Raw genomic sequence first — 17281 nt, 5'->3', positions numbered from 1 at the left:
GGTGGTTGGATTACTTCATAGTTGTATCTAGCCCTCTTTACCGGGAGGTCCTATTCTCACGTCTCGTGAAACTTCTCATGTTCGCGGCGCTTACGGGCGCCCTCATGATGCCCTTAGCGGGTACCGCTACCGCCCAGGCAGCTGCATACCCCGTCAAATCCTCCCAACTAACCGCCAATCCGCTCTATAAGGCAGGCGCACTGCCGACGACCACCTGTGCGGAGCCGTCGCTCAAGCCGAACAATCGCAAGCAGGCCCGCGCCTACCTCGACGCGGTCATCGCCTGCCTGGAAACCACCTGGGAACAGCACCTCACGAACGCCGGCCTGACCTACAGGCCGGTCAAGGTGCGGCACATGGACCGGATTCCGAAGAAGTGGTGCGGCTATGACATCGAGAAACTGAATTCCCAGAGCTGGTACTGCGACAGCACCGAGACACTGGTCTTCCAGCTCGGCAAGGACTGGCTCGACGAAGCCGACGACCTCTGGCTGTTCGAGACGGCGGCCTCCATGTACGGCTACCATGTGCAGAAATTGGTCGGTATCGCCAAGGCCTACGACAAATTGCCCTATGACAAAAAGACGGAGCTGTATGAGCAGCAGCGCCGCGTGAGTCTCCAGAACGAATGCTTCGCCGCCGCCTTCATCAAGAGCGTCTGGCCGATCGAGGGCAGGAACCTGAGCGACTGGAACGCGCTCGTCAACTTCCGGTGGAGCGAGGACCCCGCCGAGGTGCGTGAGTTCGGCAGCCGGGCCGCGGTGCGCCACTGGCTCAAGCGCGGCTTCACCGCCGGTGACCCCGGCTCGTGCAACACCTGGTCGGCCCCCTCGTCCAAGGTCGCCTGACGGTACGGCCGCGGTGGTCCACCGGGTCCACCGCGGCCGTCTCGATACGATCGTTCCATGTATCCCCCCATCGAGCCGTACGACCACGGCCTGCTCGACACCGGTGACGGCAACCTCGTCTACTGGGAGGTCTGCGGCAACCCGGAGGGGAAGCCCGCGCTCGTCGTCCACGGCGGCCCCGGATCGGGGTGCAAGACGGGGGTGCGCCGGCTCTTCGACCCGGAGCGCTACCGGATCGTCCTGTTCGACCAGCGAAACTGCGGCCGCAGCCGCCCGCACGCCAGTGACCCGTCCGTCGACCTGAGCACCAACACGACCCACCATCTCGTCGCCGACATGGAGCGGCTGCGCGAGCACCTCGGCATCGACAGCTGGCTGCTCTACGGCGGCTCGTGGGGCTCGACGCTGATGCTGGCCTACGCCGAGGCCCATCCGGCGCGGGTGTCGGAGATGGTCATCGTGGCCGTCACGACCACGCGCCGCTCCGAGATCGACTGGCTCTACCGCGGCGTCGGGCGGTTCTTCCCGGAGGAGTGGGAGCGCTTCAGGCAGGGCGTCCCCGAGGCCGACCGCGACGGTGACACCTTCGCGCTGCTGGCGGCGTACTCGCGGCTCCTGGCCGACCCCGATCCCGAGGTCCGCGCGAAGGCGGCCAGTGACTGGGTCACCTGGGAGGACGCGGTGATCTCCATGGAGCCCAACGGCAAGCCCAACGCCTACAGCGACCGCCCGGCCGAGGCGGTGATGGCGCTCGTCCGGATCTGCTCCCACTACTTCTCCAACGCCGCCTGGCTGGAGGAGGGCGTGCTGCTGCGGGAGGCGGGGCGGCTGGCCGGGATCCCCGGCGTGCTGATCCACGGCCGTCTCGATCTGGGCGGCCCGCTGGAGACGGCCTGGGAGCTGGCGAAGGCCTGGCCGGACGCCAAGCTGGTCGTCGTGGACGACTCCGGGCACACCGGCAGCGGCACGCTCTCCAAGGAGTTGTCCGCCGCGCTCGACGGCTTCGCCGGGCGGTGAGGGGGCGGGACCCGCGGCTCGCGATCGTCTGGGGCGTTAGGACGGCGCCAGTGGTGACCATCGCCTCGCCGTCGGTCGATTCCGTACGGGTGAGCCGCGGGTCCGCAGGGGACAGCGCGCTGACAACCGCGTGCCCACTCGCTGACCTGCAGCAACAGTAGCTTCGCCGACTGTCCGGACACCACCGAATTAAACGCCCGTGCGCGGAGGATTCCCCCGCCGGCCACTCTGGCGCTGTCTCGAAAACGTCTCACATAGTGTCTCAATATTATGCGGACAGGTGGCGGTAGAGGGTGGCGCGGGAGACGCCGAGGGCTCGGGCGATCTCGGCGGCGGTGTGCCGGCCCGAGGCGTGCATGCGCCTGGCCCGCTCGATGGCCTCCGGCGTCATCGCCCCCGGCCTGCCGCGCCGGCGCGCCTCCTGCGCCGGAGGCTCGGGACGGTCCTCCAGCAGGCGTTCCACCCCGGACAGCACGGCCGGGCGGAGCATCTCCGCCGGCAGGTCGGCGAACATCACGACGGGGTCGCTGAGCATGCCGAACGCCTGGGCCGCCCGGATGCGGTCCACGTGGTCGGCGAGCGGGCCGGCGATGAGGTGCTGGGCCAGGTAGGCGGCGTCTCGAAAACGGTCGAAGACCGATCCCTCCGCGGCCAGCGCGAGGTCGCGCATCTGCAGCCTCAGCAGGTCGCGGTGCGTCAGCCAGACGTCGAGCAGGCCCTCGATCACCGCCCACCGCTTCTGGCGCTCGTCGCTCCCCGGCGCGCGGTTGGCCGCGTCGATCGCCGTCTCCATGTCGGCCAGCAGCGGCTCGGCCAGGGCCGCGATGATCTCCTTCTTGCTGGGGAAGTGGTAGAGGACCGCCGTCTTGGTCAGCTCGAGCCGCTCGGCGATCTCGCGGATCGAGGTGGCGTGATAGCCCTGCGCGGCGAACAGGTCCTGCGCCACCTGGAGGATCCGCGAGCGAGTGTCGTCCGTCACGCCGCCGATTCTAGACCTTGTCTGACCGTTGGTCGGGAGCCTATAGTCCTGAACTGACCAACGGTCAGGAGAGGCGGAGGCATGACTGAGGTTCTGGTGGTCGGGGCGAGCATCGCCGGGCAGACGCTGGCGTACTGGCTGGCCCGGCACGGGATGCGGGCCACGCTGGTCGAGCGGGCGCCGCGGCTGCGCACGGGTGGCAACGGGGTGGACCTGCGGGACGAGGCGACCGAGGTGGCCGAGCGGATGGGGATCATGCCGCGGGTCAGGGCCGCGGCGGCGGACGTGCGGGGCATGAAGTTCGTCGACGCGGCGGACCGGGCCGTGGCCCGCGTGAACATGAGCCGGAACGGCGAGATCGAGATCATGCGGGGTGACCTGGTGGCGCTGCTGCACGAGGTGGCCGGGCCGGAGGTGGAGTACGTCTTCGGCGACTCCGTCCGGTCGATGGAGGAGGACGGCGGCGGCGTGACGGTGTCGTTCGAGTCAGGCGCGACGCGGCGGTTCGACCTGGTCGTCGGGGCCGACGGGCTGCACTCTTCGGTGCGGCGGCTGGCCTTCGGGCCCGAGGAGGGGGCCCTGCGGCACATGGGGCACTACTTCGCGTTCGCGAACGCGGACTCCGCGCTGGGGGAGGACCGGTGGGTGACGATGTACAACCTTCCGGGCAAGATGGCGGGGCTCTACCGGTCGGGCAACCACGCACAGGCGAAGGCGTACTTCATCTTCAGGTCGGAGCCGCTGGCCTATGACCATCGCGACGTCGAGCAGCACAGGACGCTGCTGACGGAGGCGTTCGGCGGCGAGACGTCCTGGCGGGTGCGCGAACTGCTCGACGGGGCCCTCGCCGACCCCGACTTCTACTTCGACGCGCTGAGCCAGGTGCGCCTGCCTTCATGGTCGTCGGGGCGGGTGGCGCTCGTGGGGGACGCCGCCTACTGCGCCTCCCCGGCGTCGGGAGCCGGGGCGGAGCTGGCCGTCGTGGGGGCGTACCGGCTGGCCGAGGAGCTCGCGGGCACCTCCGACCACCGGGTCGCCTTCCGGCGGTACGAGGAGGGGCACCGCGAGCTGGTCAGGCGCAAGCAGCAGATCGGGCCGAACGTCCGCATGATGGTGCCGAAGACCCACCTGGGCATGTGGGCGCGCAACGGGCTGGCCCTGGGGATGGGCCTCGTCGCCCGGAGCTCATAGGAGGGGTTACACGGGAGGCACCAGGACGAAGTAGCGATCGAGCCGGCTCTTGTCGCCACGTACGTCGAGGCCGTCGGCCGGGATGCGGTTCCAGAGGAACAGCATGAGGTTCGACGCGCTCCCGGCCAGCTCGACGTCGAAATCGCCGCCGTCCGCACCGGAGGACAGCCGTACGTCCGGGCCGTCGAAGTGGACCGCCCAGTCGCCTTCGCCGTCCGTGCGACGGAAGCGGAAGCGCTCGCCCGCTCCGGCGGGCGCCTGCGTCCACTCCCGCCGTGCGGGCACCATGACCTCGAACGTCTGCGTGACCGCGTCGGCCGCCACGTCCTCGTGGATCGGGCGTGGGACACCGAGGGCGTTCTCGGCGTCCCAGCGGTGCACGGCGGCCTCGATGGTCTGCACCCGCACCCAGAACCCGACGGCCTGCTCCTTCGACCACGTCCACGCCGGATCGCCGGGGTCGCGCTCGTCGAACAGCGCCGCCAGCCGGGCCGCCCCTTCCTCGAACCAGTCGAGCACCCCGTCCGGGATCGGCCCGAGGTTGGGCGCGTGCTGCGGATCGGGCCACCCCGTGAGGTCCTGCGGCAGCCCGGCGAAGGACAGGTCGGAGCCGTCCGGCGGTCCGTCGCGCCGGTCGTCGATGATGCTGAACACGCCCCGGTGCACGGAGCCCAGGTGGATCAGCAGATCGGCGACCGACCAGCCGGGGCAGGACGGCACCGGCGGCGCGGCGCCGGTCTCCGCCGCCTGCCGGGCGGCGTCCTGGAATGCTCGGACCTCTCGGCGAAAGCGCGAAGCGGGTTCCATTCCCCTCACTGTGCCCCAGCCGGCTGGTCCCGCTCCACCGGCTTCGCCGATGACGGCCGCCCGACGGCGTGGGCGACGGCGGCGGTGACCAGGGCGGCGGCCACCAGCAGGGCGCTCACCCACAGCGGCGAGCGCAGCCCGAGCCCGGCTCCGATGGTCAGGCCGCCCAGCCACGGGCCGAGCGTCGCGCCCACGTTGAGCGCCGCCGTGGCGAACCCGCCGGCCAGGGTGGGGGCGCCGGTGGCCGCGTACAGCACCTGCGAGATCAGCGTGGAGCCCACGGCGAACGAGAGCGTCCCCTGGACGAAGACGAGCACGAGCGCGGGCACCGGCGCGCCGGCCGTCAGCGCGAAGAGGGCCCACCCGGCGGCCAGCGCCGGCCCGCAGATCACCAGGAGGCGGGTCGGCCGCCGGTCGGCCACCCGCCCGCTGACGGTCACCCCGGCGAACGAGCCCAGCCCGAACAGGGCCAGCATCAGGGGCATCCAGGAGGACCCGATCCCGGTGTCCCCGGTGAGCAGAGGTGCGAGGTAGGTGAACGTGCAGAAGGTGCCGCCGTTCACCAGGCCGCCCAGCACGAGGAAGACCAGCAGCCGCGGCCGGCGCAGTGCCCGCAGCTCCCCGCGGGCCCGCGGACCGGCCGGGCCGGGGGCGCCGGACGGCACGGACTTGAGCACCGCGACGATGGCCGGGACCAGCGCGACGGCCACCGCCCAGAACGCCGAGCGCCACCCCCACACCTCGCCCAGCAGCGCGCCGCCCGGCACGCCCGCGACGCAGGCGATCGTGACGCCGCCGAGGAGCACGGAGGTGGCGCGCCCCTTGGCGTCGGGAGGCGCGAGCGCGACGGCGGTCGCCATGGCCACCGCCAGGAACCCGGCGTTGGCCAGCGCCGCGATCACCCGCGTGCCGAGCAGCACGCCGTAGCTGGTGGTGAGCGCGCCCACCACGTGCACGACCAGGAACGTGACCAGGAAGGCCAGCAGCGCGAACCGCCGTGACCAGCGCAGGCTGAGCACCGCCATGAGCGGCGCCCCCACCACCATCCCGACGGCGAAGGCCGAGGTGAGCAGCCCTGCGGCGGGGATGGACACCTGCAGGTCCCGCGCGATGCCCGGGATGAGCCCGGACAGCATGAACTCGGACGTCCCCTGGGCGAAAACCGCCAGTCCGAGCAGGTAGACAGCGAAAGGCATGAGAGAACTCCGCGACCGTATCGAGGATCGACAAGGAAGCGGGCAGGCCGGAAGAAGGTCCTGCCCCGCTGGGGAATCGGCCGCATCACGAAGAACCGCACGGCTCGCGGAGAGCCCGGCGTCAGCGCGAGACAGCCACCGGATGACCGGTGGCTAGCGTCTTGACGCCTCGGGGCTGGACATGAGGGCGAACGTAGCAAGGTCGCGGAGACCTACGCAAATGATTTGCTATCTTGGACTAGTCGTTCCAAGATGGGCGCGGAGGTGCCGATGCCGGACGTGAAGCATTTCGATCCCGACGCGGTGCTGGAGCAGGTGGAGCGCCTGTTCTGGCAGCGCGGCGCCGCCACCACGGGCATCGCGGAGGTGATCGCGGCGACCGGCCTCAGCCGCTCCAGCCTGTACGCGACCTACGGCGGCAAGCAGGACCTGTATGTGCGGGCGCTGCGCCGCTACGTCGAGCAACGCTCGCAGCCGATGTTCCAGACCCTGGCCGACGACGGGCGCGGCCTGCCCGCCGTCGAGGCGTTCTTCGACCGCCTGATCCGGATCAGGTGCGCGGGCGAGCATGCGCGCTGGGGCTGCATGGCGACCAACGCCAACGCCGAAGGCGCGGACCCGGCCGTGCGCCAGGTGCTGGACCAGCACCACGACCGGCTCCGCACGGCGATGCGCACGGCCCTGGAGGCGGCCAGGGCCCAGGGGCAGCTCGCCGACGGCCTCGACCTCGACGCGACCGCGGAGTCCCTGACCCTGCTGGCCTACGGGGTCAACCTCCGCTCGCGCGCCGGCGCGGACCCGGCAGCCCTGCGCAGGGGCGCGTCCGCCGCACTCGACTCTCTCAGAAGGGACCGGTCATGAAACCGCAGGTAGTGATCTTCGACGTGAACGAGACGCTGACCGACATGGAGCCGATGCGGGGCAGGTTCGAGGAGGTGGGGCTGTCCGGCGAGCAGATGGGGACGTGGTTCGCGAGCGTGCTGCGAGACGGGTTCGCGCTCACGGCGGCGGGCGGTTTCGCCGAGTTCGGCCGGATCGCCGACGACGTGCTCAGGGAGATGGGGGCCGGGGACGAGGCGGTGCGCCACGTGCTGAGGGGGTTCGCCGAGCTGCGGGTGTATCCCGACGTCCCCGAGGGCATGCGGCTGCTGCGCGAGGGCGGCATCCGCCTGTTCACCATGACGAACGGGGCGGCGGCCATGACCGAGGGGATCCTGCGCCGCGAAGGGCTGTCGGACCTGGTGGAGGCCACGCTGGACGTGAGCGGCCCCCGCGCGTGGAAGCCCGCCCGCGCGGCCTACGAGTACGCGGCCGGTCAGGCCGGGGTCCGGCCCGACCAGGCGGTCCTGGTCGCGGTGCACCCGTGGGACATCGACGGGGCCCAGCGGGCCGGGCTGTCGGGGGCCTGGCTGGAGCGGCGCGGCACGCCGTACCCGAGCGTGATGAGCGCCCCGCGCCTGTCGGCCCCTGACCTGGTCTCGCTGGCCAGGCTTGTCACTGCCTAGGGAAGAAGTCCGCGCCCTGGACGTACTCCATCGCCTTCGTGAAGACGGGGTCGGTCATGCGGTGCTCCATCTCCTCGGGAGAGAGCTCCTCGACGCGCGCCTGGATCCACCACAGGTTGCCGAACGGGTCACGCACCCGCCCGACCCGGTCGCCCCAGAACAGGTGGGTGATCTCCGTCACCGACGTCCCGCCCGCCTCGATGGCCCGGCGGTAGATGGCGTCGGCGTCGGCGTCGGGGACGTACAGGCGCAGGAAGGCAGGCGTGGGCGGCCAGCCGGGAGCCGAGTCGAACATCATCACCACGGCGTCCCCGATCCGCACCTCCGCGTGCCCGATGCGCCCCTCGTCGTCGGTCACCCGGGACAGCTCGACGGCGTCGAACGCGGCCGCGAGGTAGTCGATGAGGCCCGCGGTGTCGGCCCCGATGATCCACGGCGTGACGGTGGTGTATCCCTCCGGAATGTTCATGCCCGCAGGCTATTCGGGAAGTAGGCCAGATCATGTCCTACTTGCGTTGGCGAGCAGGAAATCCAGCACCAGAGGGCTCGCGACCTCCCTGAACTCCTCGAAGTACGCGTGCCGCGCCCCTTCGATCATCCGCAGCTCCGCCCCGGGGATGCGGCCGGCCAGCAGCGGGGCGTTGGCCGCCGGGTTGAACACGTCGTCGGTGCCGTGCACCACCAGCGTGGGCGCGGCGATGGAGGGCAGCGCGGCCCAGCTGTCGTGCCCGGCGCTGGCGGCCAGGTGGCGGCGGCGCGCGTACGCGGGCATGCCCGGGTCGCCGACCGTGTGGTGGGGGCCCGGGTGGGTGGCCAGCCAGGCGGGCGTGTACATGAGCTCCAGCAGCGCCCGCTCGGCGGCCGCCCGGTCCGGCTGGGCCAGCGACCTGCGCACGTCGTTGTCCCGTTCGAGCCCGTGGACGCCGCCCGGCGAGCTGCAGCCGAGCACCAGCGACCCGACCCGCTCGGGATGGTCGGCCGCCAGCCACTGGGCCACCCGCCCGCCCATCGACGTCCCGTAGACGTGCGCCTTCGCCACGCCGAGCTCGTCGAGGACGGCCAGCACGTCGGCGGCGAACCCGCGGGTGGTGTACGGCTCGTCGGGTTTGTCGCTGCCGCCCGTGCCGCGGTAGTCGAAGGCGACGGTGCGGAACTCCCGCTCGAAGTCCGGGCGTACGGGATCCCACCAGCGGTGCTCGTTGGCCTGCCCCTGCAGGAGGACGAGGGGTTGCCCGCCGCCGCGGACCTGGTAGGACAGCTTGACGCCGTCCACGGCTGTCGCAAATGGCATGTCTGGCATCGTAGGGGGCCGGTGAGCGGGTGCGGGTCTAGCCGGTTTTCGCCTCGACGTACCATTCGCGGCCGAGCAGCAGGCCGAAGACGGGCGCCGGGAGCCGCACGAGCACTCTCGCGACGGCGGACAGCCGGCCACCACCGCTGATCTGGGAGAGGTGGGCGGCCAGCGCCCGCTGCTTCTGCCCGGCGTAGCGGCGCACGTCGATCCTGTGGGTGATGGCCTTGCCGGGGCTGTACGCCTTCGCCAGCTCGCGTTCGTCGTAGCGGAGCGGGATCCGGAGCAGGTGGATCAGGCGTACCAGCCGGACGGCGGTGTCGCGCGGGACCGTGGCCTCCAGCACGCGGGGCACCCCGGCCAGCTCGGCGGCCCGCTTGCCGACCTCGTGCACCTTGACGTGGTCGCGGTGGCCGTACCCGCCGTTGGGGTCGTAGCTGAGCAGGAGGTCCACCTTCTCCTCGCGCAGGATCGCGGCGAGCCTGGCCGCGGCCTCCTCCGTGCTCGCGCGCACGAACCGCATCCGGTCCGGCGGGTCGGGATACAGGTCCTTGCCGTGCCCGCTGTCGGCGTAGCCCAGGTGCTCGACGCGCGCCATGCCCAGCTCGGCGGTGGCGGCGCGCAGCTCGTTCATCCTGGTCGTGCCGCCCTCCGCGACGGACTTCATGACGCCGTCGGTCGCGACCACGACGATCACGCGGTGGCCCTCGGCGGCGGCGCGGGCGAGCGTGCCGCCGGTCAGGAGCACCTCGTCGTCCGGATGCGCGTGAAAAGCCAGGAGTGTCGCCATAGCCGGTCACCCTATATTCCATTGACGGAGTGAGTACTCACTCCGTACCGTGATGGTCATGACGAACCCGACAGGCCGGCGACGCGCGCCGGCGATGAGCCCGGAACAGCGCCGCGAGATGATCGTCCGGGCGGCGCTTCCCCTGGTGGTGGAGTACGGCACCTCCGTGACCACCGCCCAGGTCGCCCGCGCCGCGGGCATCGGCGAAGGCACGATCTTCCGGGCCTTCGGCGACAAGGAGACCCTGCTCGCCGCCTGCATGGCGGCGGCGGCGCGGCCCGACGACACGCTCGCGCACGTGGCGGCGATCGCGCTGGACGTGCCGCTGGAGGAGCGGCTGATCGAGGCCGCGGAGACGCTGCGCGGCTACCTGGCCCGGATGGGCGCGGTGGCCGGTGCCCTGGCCGCCTCGGGCGGCCTCCGCCGCGACCCCCGCCTCCTGGGCGCACCCTCCGAAGCCTCCGGGCAGGGGAGCGGCGCGCCCTCCGAAGCCTCCGGAGACGCGCCCTCCGGCGCCTCCGAAAGGCCGCAGGAGGGCCCGGGGCGGGCCCTCTCGGGGCGGGAGGCGTCGATGGCGGCCACCCGCGAGGTGCTGTCCGGGCTGTTCGAGCCTGAGCGCGACGACCTCAGGCTGCCCCCGGAGCGGCTGGCCGAGGCGTTCCAGTTCCTGATCCTGGCGTCCGGGCGGGGCGGGTCGTCCCCGCTCACCTCTGAAGAACTGGTCGACCTGTTCCTGCACGGCGCGCTGAAGGGCGGCGAGGCCGGGTGACGGACCTCTACGAGGACCTCCCGGCCCGCAGTCGCACGGCGGTGACGTACGCCCTGCTCGGCTGCGCGTTCCTGAGCATGCTGGACGGCACCGTGGTCGGCACCGCCCTGCCGCGCATCGTCGAGCAATTAGGCGGGTCGGGCTCATGGTACGTGTGGCTGGTCACCGCGTACCTGCTCACCTCCTCGGTGACCGTGCCCGTCTACGGCCGCCTGTCCGACCTGTACGGCCGCCGCCGGCTCCTGCTCGCCGGCCTGGCCGTTTTCCTGGCGGGATCCCTGGCCTGCGGCGTGGCGGGCTCGATGCCGTTCCTGATCGCCAGCCGGGCGTTTCAGGGCCTGGGCGCGGGCGCGCTGCTCACCCTGGGCATGGCCATGATCCGCGACCTGCACCCGCCCTCCCGCGCGGAGGGCATGATCCGCATGCAGACCCTGCTGGCCGCCATGATGATCGTCGGACTGGTGGGCGGCCCGCTGCTCGGCGGCCTGCTGGCCGACCACGCGAGCTGGCGCTGGGCGTTCCTGATCAACCTGCCCCTCGGCGCGGCCGGAGCCGCCATGATCGCCGTGCTGCTGCCCGAGCGCCGGCTCCCCGGCGCCGCGCCCGGCAGGCTCGACGTGGCCGGGATCGTCCTGCTCACCACCGGCCTGTCGCTGGTCCTGGTGGGGCTCAGCCTCAAGGGCAACACCGCTCTGGGGTGGGCCGACCCCGCCGTGCTCGGCACCCTGCTGGCCGGTCTGGCCCTGCTGACCGCCCTCGTGCACGTCGAACGCCGGGCCGCCACCCCGGTGCTCCCGCTCCGCCTGCTGCGCCGCCGCACGTACGCCGCCCTGCTCGCCGGCGGGTTCTTCATGCAGTTCGCGGTCCTGCCCGTCGGCGTGCTCCTGCCGCTCTACCTCCAGCACGTACGCGGCTACTCGGCCACGGCCTCCGGGCTGGTCCTGCTCCCGTTCCTGATCGGGATGACCGTGGGCAACCGGATGACGGCGGTGCTGATCCTGCGTTCAGGGCATCCGAAACCAGCGCTGCTGACGGGCGCGGCGCTGGTCACGATCGGCACGGGCGCCTTCTTCGCCCTCGGGCCGGACACCTCGCCGATCCTGACCGGGGTATGGCTGCTGCTCGCCGGCCTCGGCACGGGCCCCGCCATGGGCGGGATCACGATCGCCACGCAGAGCAGCGTCCCGCACGCCGACATGGGCACCGCCACGGCCGGATCGGCGCTCACCAAGCAGCTCGGTGGCACCTTGAGCCTGGCCTGCACGCAATCCCTGCTCGCCGGGCCCAGGGTCACGGCCGGTGGGGTGGGGGCGACGGTGGCGTGGATCGGTGGGGTGGCGGGGGTGCTGGCGTTCGCGGCCCTCCTCGCCATGCGCGACACCGCCGTCACGGCCCCGGCCCGCTCGTAGCGACCCGCCGTACTTCGGCTGGGATCCTTCGGAGGGGAACGGGCTCGGCGGGGGAGAGAGGGGCGGCCATCTCCTGGTGGCCGGAAATTCGTGTCGGGGTGGGAATGTTCGGGGGGCGGGTGTGGTTACATAGATCGTGGCCGGTGTGTCCAGTGTCCCCGGGCCTCACCTATTGCCTTCGCGGAATACCGTTCGGCTGGAGCCGCGTTGTGCCTTTCGCCGAGAGGCGACCTGCACACCGGTTCGCATACGTTGAGCGCCCGCCCTCCTCGGAGGGCGGGCGCTCAATACTTTCCGCTCAATACTTTCCGCTCAGTACTTTCCGTAGTACGGGTCCGTGACGCCTCCAGGCGAGCTCAGCGCCTCCATGTCGACCCCGGTCAGCCGGGCCCCGGCCTGGTAGGCGCTGTCCAGGAACTCCAGCACGGACGCGACCGGATCACCCATCGCGCGCACGTCGTCGTACCGGAGGATGGCCAGGTGGCTGCCCCGGGCGGGCAGCCACTCGGCCTCGACGGGCCGCAGTGGCTCGAGTTCCAGGCCCTTGGGCTCCGGCGCGGTGTAGGAGTAGAACGCCGGCCACGGCCGCTCCTTGTCGCCGAACCAGAACCCCGCGCTGATGACCTCCCAGCTGTACGCCTCCCGCGTGACCGGGTCGGCGTCGGGCGAGACCCGGACCACGCGGCCGGTGAAGCGCGTCACGGCGATGTCGAACGTGTGCCAGAAGTGGTGCACCGGCGAGGTCTTGCCGGCGAAGTCGGCGGCGAAGCGGTCGAGCAGCTGCGCCACCTGCGACAGGATCCGCCAGTAGCGGTTGATCAGGACGGGGTCGTACCGGGCGTGCAGGGTGTCGTCGGCGAACGGCGTGTCGTCGCCCAGGTCGAACGGCACGGCCCAGATCTCCGGCCGGATCCCCAGCCCCGCGAGCGTCTCGAAGAGCCGGTCGTGGAACGACGCCACCGACCGCCCGATCAGGCTGAACTCCGCGCTGCGCCCGTCGAGCACGTCCACCACCAGCCGGTGGCGCACCAGGTCGAAGTCGATGCTGAACAGCGGTTGCTCGCTCAGCCCGCCCATCGGGCGCGTGGTGAGCCCGCGCCCGGTCGGGTGGAAGGGCACCTGCCACCAGTGGTTGCGCCGGTTGCTCGACGACAACCGGATCTTCCCCACGATCTGCGCGAACCTGTGAAAGGTCTCCTTGGCCTCCGCCCACTCCGCGAGCGGCATTGCTGGGAACAGCTCCATGAGACCAATGGTAACTACTGTATGTAATGGAACAGTTCCCAAGGGTCATGCGCAGAGAAGACTGTGACGCCGTGGTCGTGTACGAGCGACCTCAGGCGTTCCTGGCTCGACATGCGGCGCTCGGCGTCGACCTGGGCGCTGACCTGCACGAGGTCCATCAGCGGGTGCGGTTGGGGCTCGCGGTCCAGTTCGCCGTGGTAGAAGTACGCGTCCCCGGCGTGCAGCAGCCAGCGCTCGCCGTCGTTGACCGCCACCCCGGCGTGCCCGCGGGTGTGCCCGTCCAGCGGCACGAGCAGGAAGTCCTCGCCCAGCCCCGTCAGCGGCCGCACCCCGTCCACACCCAGCCACCGGGTGCCCGTATCCGGATAAGTCACCCATTTGGGTGAGTGGGCCCAGTGGCCCGGGCGGTAGCGGCGGTTCGGGGCCTGGGCGATGGCGTCCTCCAGCTCGACCTCCATGACGTGCACCTGGGCGTGCGGGAAGTCGGGCAGGCCGCCGCTGTGGTCCACGTCCAGGTGGGTCAGCACGATGTGCCGTACGTCGAGCGGGTCGTAACCGAGCGCGGCGACCTGCCGCACGGCGGTCTCGTCGGGCGAGAGCAGCGGCTCGACGAGCTCCGCCCACTCGCGCTCCAGCATCTCCTCGGGCTTGGCCACGTCGTCGAGGCCCAGCCCGGCCTCGACCAGGACGAGCCCGGAGGCGGGCGTCTCGATCAGCAGCGCGTGGCACACCGCGGGCGCCGCCGGCTGCCCGTCCGGGGATTCGATCTCGCGCATGGAGCCGACATTCAGGTGGTGAATTCGCATGCGCACTAGACTGCGACTTGAAGCGCGGTTCAAGTCAAGGGGCCAGGTCGTGGAAGACACGTTGATCGACATAGGCGAGGTGGCCAGGCAGAGCGGGCTGGCCGCGTCGGCGCTGCGGTTCTACGAGCGCAAGGGGCTCATCCAGGCGGAAGGACGCAACGGCCTGCGCCGCGCGTACCGACCCGAGACGCTGGAGCGCCTGGCGCTGATCACGTGCGCCCGGGACGCGGGGTTCACGCTGTCGGAGATCGCCGAGTTCCTGCGCGCCAGGCCGTCCGACGCGAGGCTGCGCGAGCGCATGGCGGCCAAGGAGCGCGAGGTGTCCGAGCGGGTCGCGCAGCTCACCCGGCTGCGCGACAGCCTGCGGCACGCGGTGACCTGCGACCACGACCCGCTTGTGGAATGTCCTGAGTTCAAGCAGGCCGTGGGCCGCGTGCCGCTGGGCTGAGCACGCTCGTCAGCTCGGGTTGACGTACTTTCTCGGTCGCAGGGCGTGGGCGCGCAGGGCCGCCAGGGCGGCGAGCTGGCCGGAGCGGTCCATCCGCACCGCCAGCTCGTCGCTGAAGGCCAGCCCCAGCGCGGTGAGCTGTGAGATCAGGTCGGCCACCGGCGCGGCGACGTCCTCCACGGTCGTGGTGGGATGCCAGCCCTCGCCGCCGACCACTTCCGCCACCCGCTCGCGCAACTCGGTGGGTGACATCAGCGTGCCGTCGGCGATCAGCATCAGCGCGGCCTCCCGCGCCGACACCTCGAACTCGTGCTTCCCCCTGGCCAGCAGCAGCCTCGTGACCGCCGACCACATGGCCGACTTGGACTTGAGCAGCCGCCGGCCGTAGTCGGTGATGGCCAGCTTCGTGCCGTCGCGGCTGATCGCGCCGAGCTCCCGCTCGGCCAGCTCGCGCAGCCTGAGCGCCTCGGGCGAGGGTGCCAGCCGCAGCGGCAGGCTCTCCTCCGAGGCGGCCAGGGTGAGGAGACGGTGCAACGGGGGCAGGGGCTGCGGGGTGATGGGCGCGTGCAGGCGCACCTCGAACGGCTGGGCCAGCTCGCGCCTGGCCGGGCCGCGGCCCAGCACCCAGCGGTTGAGGCGTTCGCCGTGCACCCGGTTGAGCCAGCTGTCGCCGCCCAGCTCGGAGCGGGGCTCGGTGAGCCAGCGGCGGGTCAGGGCGGTGCGATCGACGGTCTCACCGGCGACGATCGCCAGTTCGAGGGCGGCGGAGCAGGCGAGGTGCGCGCCCAGCTCCTCGGGCCCCATGATCATGCTCCACTGCAGTTCGGGGACGTCGGGCGGGAGCACGCCCGTGGCCTCGAGCGCCTGCTGGTAGGCGCTGGTGCCGGCGTCCTCGCCCTCGCGGGCGTAGGTACGGAGGATCTGGAGGGTCGTGGGTGACACGCACAGAGCGGCGTAGCGCTCCATCCCGCCGAGCTGGAGCAGCCGGCCCAGCGAACGTGCCAGTCGTTCGTGGTCGCCGCCCACCTTGAGCGGCAACGTGTACCAGAGGAACTCGCAGACGTCGAGCTGGGTCACCGTTTCCAGCGGCTCTCCAGCCGTCAGCCATTCGACGGCGGTCCTGGCCTCCTCGGCCAGCTCCGGCTGAGAGCGCTCCAACTCGGCGAGAAGGGCGGTGACATCCGGTGCACTCATGCCTCGAAGTTTGCCGTATCGACCCCGGGCCTGACGATGGCCGAATCCGGTGCGTATTGGGTCTTGCACAGCGATAACCCTAAGAAACCACTATGGGGCGGATGGTAAGCAGATCATATCCACCGTTTCTCGAACAACATGCGGGCCTTCCACTCGGTGTACGGGATGAGTTCGGCGGACAGGATCGGGTGCAGCCACCAGAAGTTGATGAGCGCGAGCAGCGTGAACGCGCCGACCACGGCGGCCCCGACGGTACGCCGTACCGGCATCGCCCCCGTGACCGTCGGTTTCGACGACCCGATCAGCAGCCCCGCGCACAGCGTGATGGCCAGCACCATGAACGGCACCATCGGGATGGCGTAGAACAGGAACATCGTACGGTTGTCGGCTACGGCGAAGTAGATCCACGGCACCAGGCCCATGGCGTACGACAGCAGCACGGCCCCCGCCCGCCAGTCGCGCGAGGAGACGTACCACGCGATCAGGGCCACCAGCGCGGCCACCGCCCCGAACCAGATCACCGGCGTGCCCACGCCCAGCACGGCCTCGGAGCAGTCCTTGACGCCGCACGTGTTCTGCTTGCCCTCGTAGTAGAAGGCGACCGGACGCAGCAGCAGCGGCCACTGCCAGGGCTCCGACATGTACGGGTGCGAGGTCTCCAGCCCGCTGTGGAACGTGTAGACCTGCCACTGGTACTTGATCCACGACCGCATCGAGTCGACCACGAAGAAGATCGGGTTGCCCGCGGAGGTGGCCTGGTTCCAGTCGCGCCCGTAGCCGGTCGCGTTGGCGAACCAGCCGATCCAGGTGGCCATGTAGGTGACGAACGGCACCACGGCGAACGCCAGGAACGCCTGCGGCACGTCCTTGTTGAACGCCCCGACGTACGGATGCCGCAGCCCGACGGCCCGGCGGGCGCCGAAGTCCCACATCACGGACATGATCGCGAACGCCACGGCGAACGCCAGCCCCGACCACTTGACCGACATCGCGAAGGCCAGGCAGACTCCGGCGGCGATCCGCCACCACCTGATCCCCAGCGAGGGACCGTGCGGCGAGAGCGGCGAGTTCTCGTACCAGGTCGCGAGCCGTTCGCGGGCCTGGTCGCGATCGACCACCAGGCAGGCGAACGCGGCCAGCACCCAGAACATCAGGAAGATGTCCAGCAGCGCCGTGCGCGAGAGCACGTAGTGCAGGCCGTCGAGGGCCAGCAGCAGGCCGGCGAAGCAGCCCAGCAGCGTCGACCGCGTCATCCTGCGGGCCACCCTGGCCAGGATGAGGATCGACAGCGACCCGATCAGCGCGGCGGCGAAGCGCCAGCCGAACGGATTGAGCCCGAACAGCCACTCGCCCGCGCCGATCATCCACTTGCCCAGCGGCGGGTGGACGACGTAGGAGGCGCACTTGTCGAGGGTCTCGGACGTGCACGACTGCCAGATGTCGGTGTTGCCGGCGATGATCGCCTTGTCGGCGTCCTTGATGGTGGTCCGCTCGACACCCCAGGTGATCAGCGAGAACGCGTCCTTCATGTAGTACGTCTCGTCGAACACCACGGCCTTGGGATGGCCCAGGTTGATGAAGCGCAGGACGGCGCCGAAAAGGGTGACCAGGATCGGGCCGATCCAGCCCCACAGGATGCTGCCGTGCATGGGAGGCACGAGCCGTTCGCGTACGGACATCATCTTGGCCTTGGGAAGGCTGTCGCCGACCTCCGAGCTCTCGTTGGCCTGGTATGGGGAATCGGTCACCGCCATTCGGACATCGTACGGGCCCCAAGCCGATCGCA

The 17281-nt window shown here is 71.0% G+C and carries 18 protein-coding genes; 8 read left to right on the top strand and 10 right to left on the bottom strand.

Annotation, left to right across the window (positions count from 1 at the left end; genetic code table 11):
- The first annotated feature begins 65 nt into the window (after positions 1-65).
- Positions 66-848 carry a neutral zinc metallopeptidase gene (locus tag ABZX61_RS23470; protein WP_355197522.1) on the top strand — a complete coding sequence of 261 codons (783 nt, stop codon included), beginning with the start codon at positions 66-68 and terminating at the stop codon, positions 846-848.
- Between the two features lie 57 nt (positions 849-905).
- Complete coding sequence (pip, locus tag ABZX61_RS23465; RefSeq protein WP_355197520.1) at positions 906-1865, top strand: prolyl aminopeptidase; 960 nt, start codon at positions 906-908, stop codon at positions 1863-1865.
- Between the two features lie 268 nt (positions 1866-2133).
- On the opposite strand, the gene ABZX61_RS23460 is transcribed toward pip, so the two are convergent.
- Positions 2134-2844 (bottom strand): TetR family transcriptional regulator, encoded by a 711-nt coding sequence (locus tag ABZX61_RS23460; protein WP_355197518.1) that lies wholly within the window; start codon positions 2842-2844, stop codon positions 2134-2136.
- Positions 2845-2925: 81 nt separating this feature from the next.
- On the opposite strand from ABZX61_RS23460, the gene ABZX61_RS23455 reads away from it, so the two are divergent.
- The gene (locus ABZX61_RS23455) at positions 2926-4035 is read left to right on the top strand and encodes an FAD-dependent monooxygenase (protein WP_355197516.1); all 1110 of its coding nucleotides are present in this window, start codon (positions 2926-2928) and stop codon (positions 4033-4035) included.
- Between the two features lie 6 nt (positions 4036-4041).
- On the opposite strand, the gene ABZX61_RS23450 is transcribed toward ABZX61_RS23455, so the two are convergent.
- Both ABZX61_RS23450 and ABZX61_RS23445 read right to left on the bottom strand, forming a co-directional pair.
- Positions 4042-4842, bottom strand: a complete 801-nt coding sequence (locus ABZX61_RS23450) for a maleylpyruvate isomerase family mycothiol-dependent enzyme (protein WP_355197514.1) — start codon at positions 4840-4842, stop codon at positions 4042-4044.
- A 5-nt stretch (positions 4843-4847) separates the two neighbouring features.
- On the bottom strand, positions 4848-6038 hold the full coding sequence (locus tag ABZX61_RS23445) for a Cmx/CmrA family chloramphenicol efflux MFS transporter (RefSeq protein ID WP_355197512.1): 1191 nt from the start codon (positions 6036-6038) through the stop codon (positions 4848-4850).
- A gap of 270 nt (positions 6039-6308) precedes the next feature.
- Here ABZX61_RS23445 and ABZX61_RS23440 point away from each other — a divergent pair, with 270 nt between their 5' ends.
- Both ABZX61_RS23440 and ABZX61_RS23435 read left to right on the top strand, forming a co-directional pair.
- Positions 6309-6899 (top strand): TetR/AcrR family transcriptional regulator, encoded by a 591-nt coding sequence (locus ABZX61_RS23440; RefSeq protein ID WP_355197510.1) that lies wholly within the window; start codon positions 6309-6311, stop codon positions 6897-6899.
- Positions 6896-7543 carry a haloacid dehalogenase type II gene (locus tag ABZX61_RS23435; protein ID WP_355197508.1) on the top strand — a complete coding sequence of 216 codons (648 nt, stop codon included), beginning with the start codon at positions 6896-6898 and terminating at the stop codon, positions 7541-7543. The genes ABZX61_RS23440 and ABZX61_RS23435 overlap by 4 nt, the downstream gene beginning before the upstream one ends.
- On the opposite strand, the gene ABZX61_RS23430 is transcribed toward ABZX61_RS23435, so the two are convergent.
- From ABZX61_RS23430 to ABZX61_RS23420, 3 genes are read right to left on the bottom strand one after another with little or no spacing between them, the layout of a single operon-like run.
- Positions 7533-8012, bottom strand: a complete 480-nt coding sequence (locus ABZX61_RS23430) for a VOC family protein (protein WP_355197506.1) — start codon at positions 8010-8012, stop codon at positions 7533-7535. The two genes, ABZX61_RS23435 and ABZX61_RS23430, sit on opposite strands and share 11 nt — an antisense overlap.
- Positions 8013-8042: 30 nt before the next feature.
- The gene (locus ABZX61_RS23425; RefSeq protein WP_355197504.1) at positions 8043-8834 is read right to left on the bottom strand and encodes an alpha/beta fold hydrolase; all 792 of its coding nucleotides are present in this window, start codon (positions 8832-8834) and stop codon (positions 8043-8045) included.
- 37 nt (positions 8835-8871) lie between these two features.
- On the bottom strand, positions 8872-9624 hold the full coding sequence (locus tag ABZX61_RS23420) for a PIG-L family deacetylase (RefSeq protein ID WP_355197502.1): 753 nt from the start codon (positions 9622-9624) through the stop codon (positions 8872-8874).
- A gap of 58 nt (positions 9625-9682) precedes the next feature.
- On the opposite strand from ABZX61_RS23420, the gene ABZX61_RS23415 reads away from it, so the two are divergent.
- Both ABZX61_RS23415 and ABZX61_RS23410 read left to right on the top strand, forming a co-directional pair.
- Positions 9683-10393, top strand: a complete 711-nt coding sequence (locus ABZX61_RS23415) for a TetR/AcrR family transcriptional regulator (RefSeq protein WP_355197500.1) — start codon at positions 9683-9685, stop codon at positions 10391-10393.
- A complete protein-coding gene (locus ABZX61_RS23410) occupies positions 10390-11802 on the top strand; it encodes an MFS transporter (protein ID WP_355197498.1) in 1413 nt (470 codons plus the stop codon). The genes ABZX61_RS23415 and ABZX61_RS23410 overlap by 4 nt, the downstream gene beginning before the upstream one ends.
- Positions 11803-12114: 312 nt before the next feature.
- Here the strand turns inward: ABZX61_RS23410 and ABZX61_RS23405 are convergent, their stop codons facing one another.
- Together ABZX61_RS23405 and ABZX61_RS23400 are read right to left on the bottom strand one after the other, a co-directional pair.
- The gene (locus ABZX61_RS23405; RefSeq protein WP_355197496.1) at positions 12115-13047 is read right to left on the bottom strand and encodes a DUF5996 family protein; all 933 of its coding nucleotides are present in this window, start codon (positions 13045-13047) and stop codon (positions 12115-12117) included.
- A 14-nt stretch (positions 13048-13061) separates the two neighbouring features.
- Positions 13062-13823, bottom strand: coding sequence for an MBL fold metallo-hydrolase (locus ABZX61_RS23400; RefSeq protein WP_355197494.1), 762 nt, complete (start codon positions 13821-13823; stop codon positions 13062-13064).
- Between the two features lie 79 nt (positions 13824-13902).
- On the opposite strand from ABZX61_RS23400, the gene ABZX61_RS23395 reads away from it, so the two are divergent.
- Positions 13903-14301 (top strand): MerR family transcriptional regulator, encoded by a 399-nt coding sequence (locus ABZX61_RS23395; protein WP_313043208.1) that lies wholly within the window; start codon positions 13903-13905, stop codon positions 14299-14301.
- Between the two features lie 9 nt (positions 14302-14310).
- Here ABZX61_RS23395 and ABZX61_RS23390 read toward each other — a convergent pair whose 3' ends face one another.
- Together ABZX61_RS23390 and ABZX61_RS23385 are read right to left on the bottom strand one after the other, a co-directional pair.
- Positions 14311-15495, bottom strand: coding sequence for a hypothetical protein (locus tag ABZX61_RS23390; protein ID WP_355197492.1), 1185 nt, complete (start codon positions 15493-15495; stop codon positions 14311-14313).
- A gap of 113 nt (positions 15496-15608) precedes the next feature.
- Entirely contained in the window at positions 15609-17249 is a 1641-nt protein-coding gene (locus ABZX61_RS23385) for a phospholipid carrier-dependent glycosyltransferase (protein ID WP_355197490.1), read from the bottom strand.
- Positions 17250-17281 lie beyond the last annotated feature (32 nt).

It is taken from the genome of Nonomuraea sp. NPDC003709, assembly GCF_040610775.1.
Taxonomy (GTDB): Bacteria; Actinomycetota; Actinomycetes; order Streptosporangiales; family Streptosporangiaceae; genus Nonomuraea; species Nonomuraea angiospora_A.
The sequence above is the reverse complement of the archived record's forward strand: the minus strand, read 5'-3'. Positions and strand labels throughout refer to the sequence as shown.

Excerpts from the sequence above, each read along its gene's own strand:
- ABZX61_RS23440 (WP_355197510.1), top strand. The coding sequence starts at position 6,309 with ATGCCGGACGTGAAGCATTTCGATCCCGACGCGGTGCTGGAGCAGGTG.
- ABZX61_RS23450 (WP_355197514.1), bottom strand. The coding sequence starts at position 4,842 with ATGGAACCCGCTTCGCGCTTTCGCCGAGAGGTCCGAGCATTCCAGGAC.
- ABZX61_RS23415 (WP_355197500.1), top strand. The coding sequence starts at position 9,683 with ATGACGAACCCGACAGGCCGGCGACGCGCGCCGGCGATGAGCCCGGAA.
- ABZX61_RS23430 (WP_355197506.1), bottom strand. The coding sequence starts at position 8,012 with ATGAACATTCCGGAGGGATACACCACCGTCACGCCGTGGATCATCGGG.
- pip (WP_355197520.1), top strand. The coding sequence starts at position 906 with ATGTATCCCCCCATCGAGCCGTACGACCACGGCCTGCTCGACACCGGT.
- ABZX61_RS23405 (WP_355197496.1), bottom strand. The coding sequence starts at position 13,047 with ATGGAGCTGTTCCCAGCAATGCCGCTCGCGGAGTGGGCGGAGGCCAAG.
- ABZX61_RS23425 (WP_355197504.1), bottom strand. The coding sequence starts at position 8,834 with ATGCCATTTGCGACAGCCGTGGACGGCGTCAAGCTGTCCTACCAGGTC.
- ABZX61_RS23420 (WP_355197502.1), bottom strand. The coding sequence starts at position 9,624 with ATGGCGACACTCCTGGCTTTTCACGCGCATCCGGACGACGAGGTGCTC.
- ABZX61_RS23445 (WP_355197512.1), bottom strand. The coding sequence starts at position 6,038 with ATGCCTTTCGCTGTCTACCTGCTCGGACTGGCGGTTTTCGCCCAGGGG.
- ABZX61_RS23390 (WP_355197492.1), bottom strand. The coding sequence starts at position 15,495 with ATGAGTGCACCGGATGTCACCGCCCTTCTCGCCGAGTTGGAGCGCTCT.
- ABZX61_RS23435 (WP_355197508.1), top strand. The coding sequence starts at position 6,896 with ATGAAACCGCAGGTAGTGATCTTCGACGTGAACGAGACGCTGACCGAC.
- ABZX61_RS23400 (WP_355197494.1), bottom strand. The coding sequence starts at position 13,823 with ATGCGCGAGATCGAATCCCCGGACGGGCAGCCGGCGGCGCCCGCGGTG.
- ABZX61_RS23455 (WP_355197516.1), top strand. The coding sequence starts at position 2,926 with ATGACTGAGGTTCTGGTGGTCGGGGCGAGCATCGCCGGGCAGACGCTG.
- ABZX61_RS23385 (WP_355197490.1), bottom strand. The coding sequence starts at position 17,249 with ATGGCGGTGACCGATTCCCCATACCAGGCCAACGAGAGCTCGGAGGTC.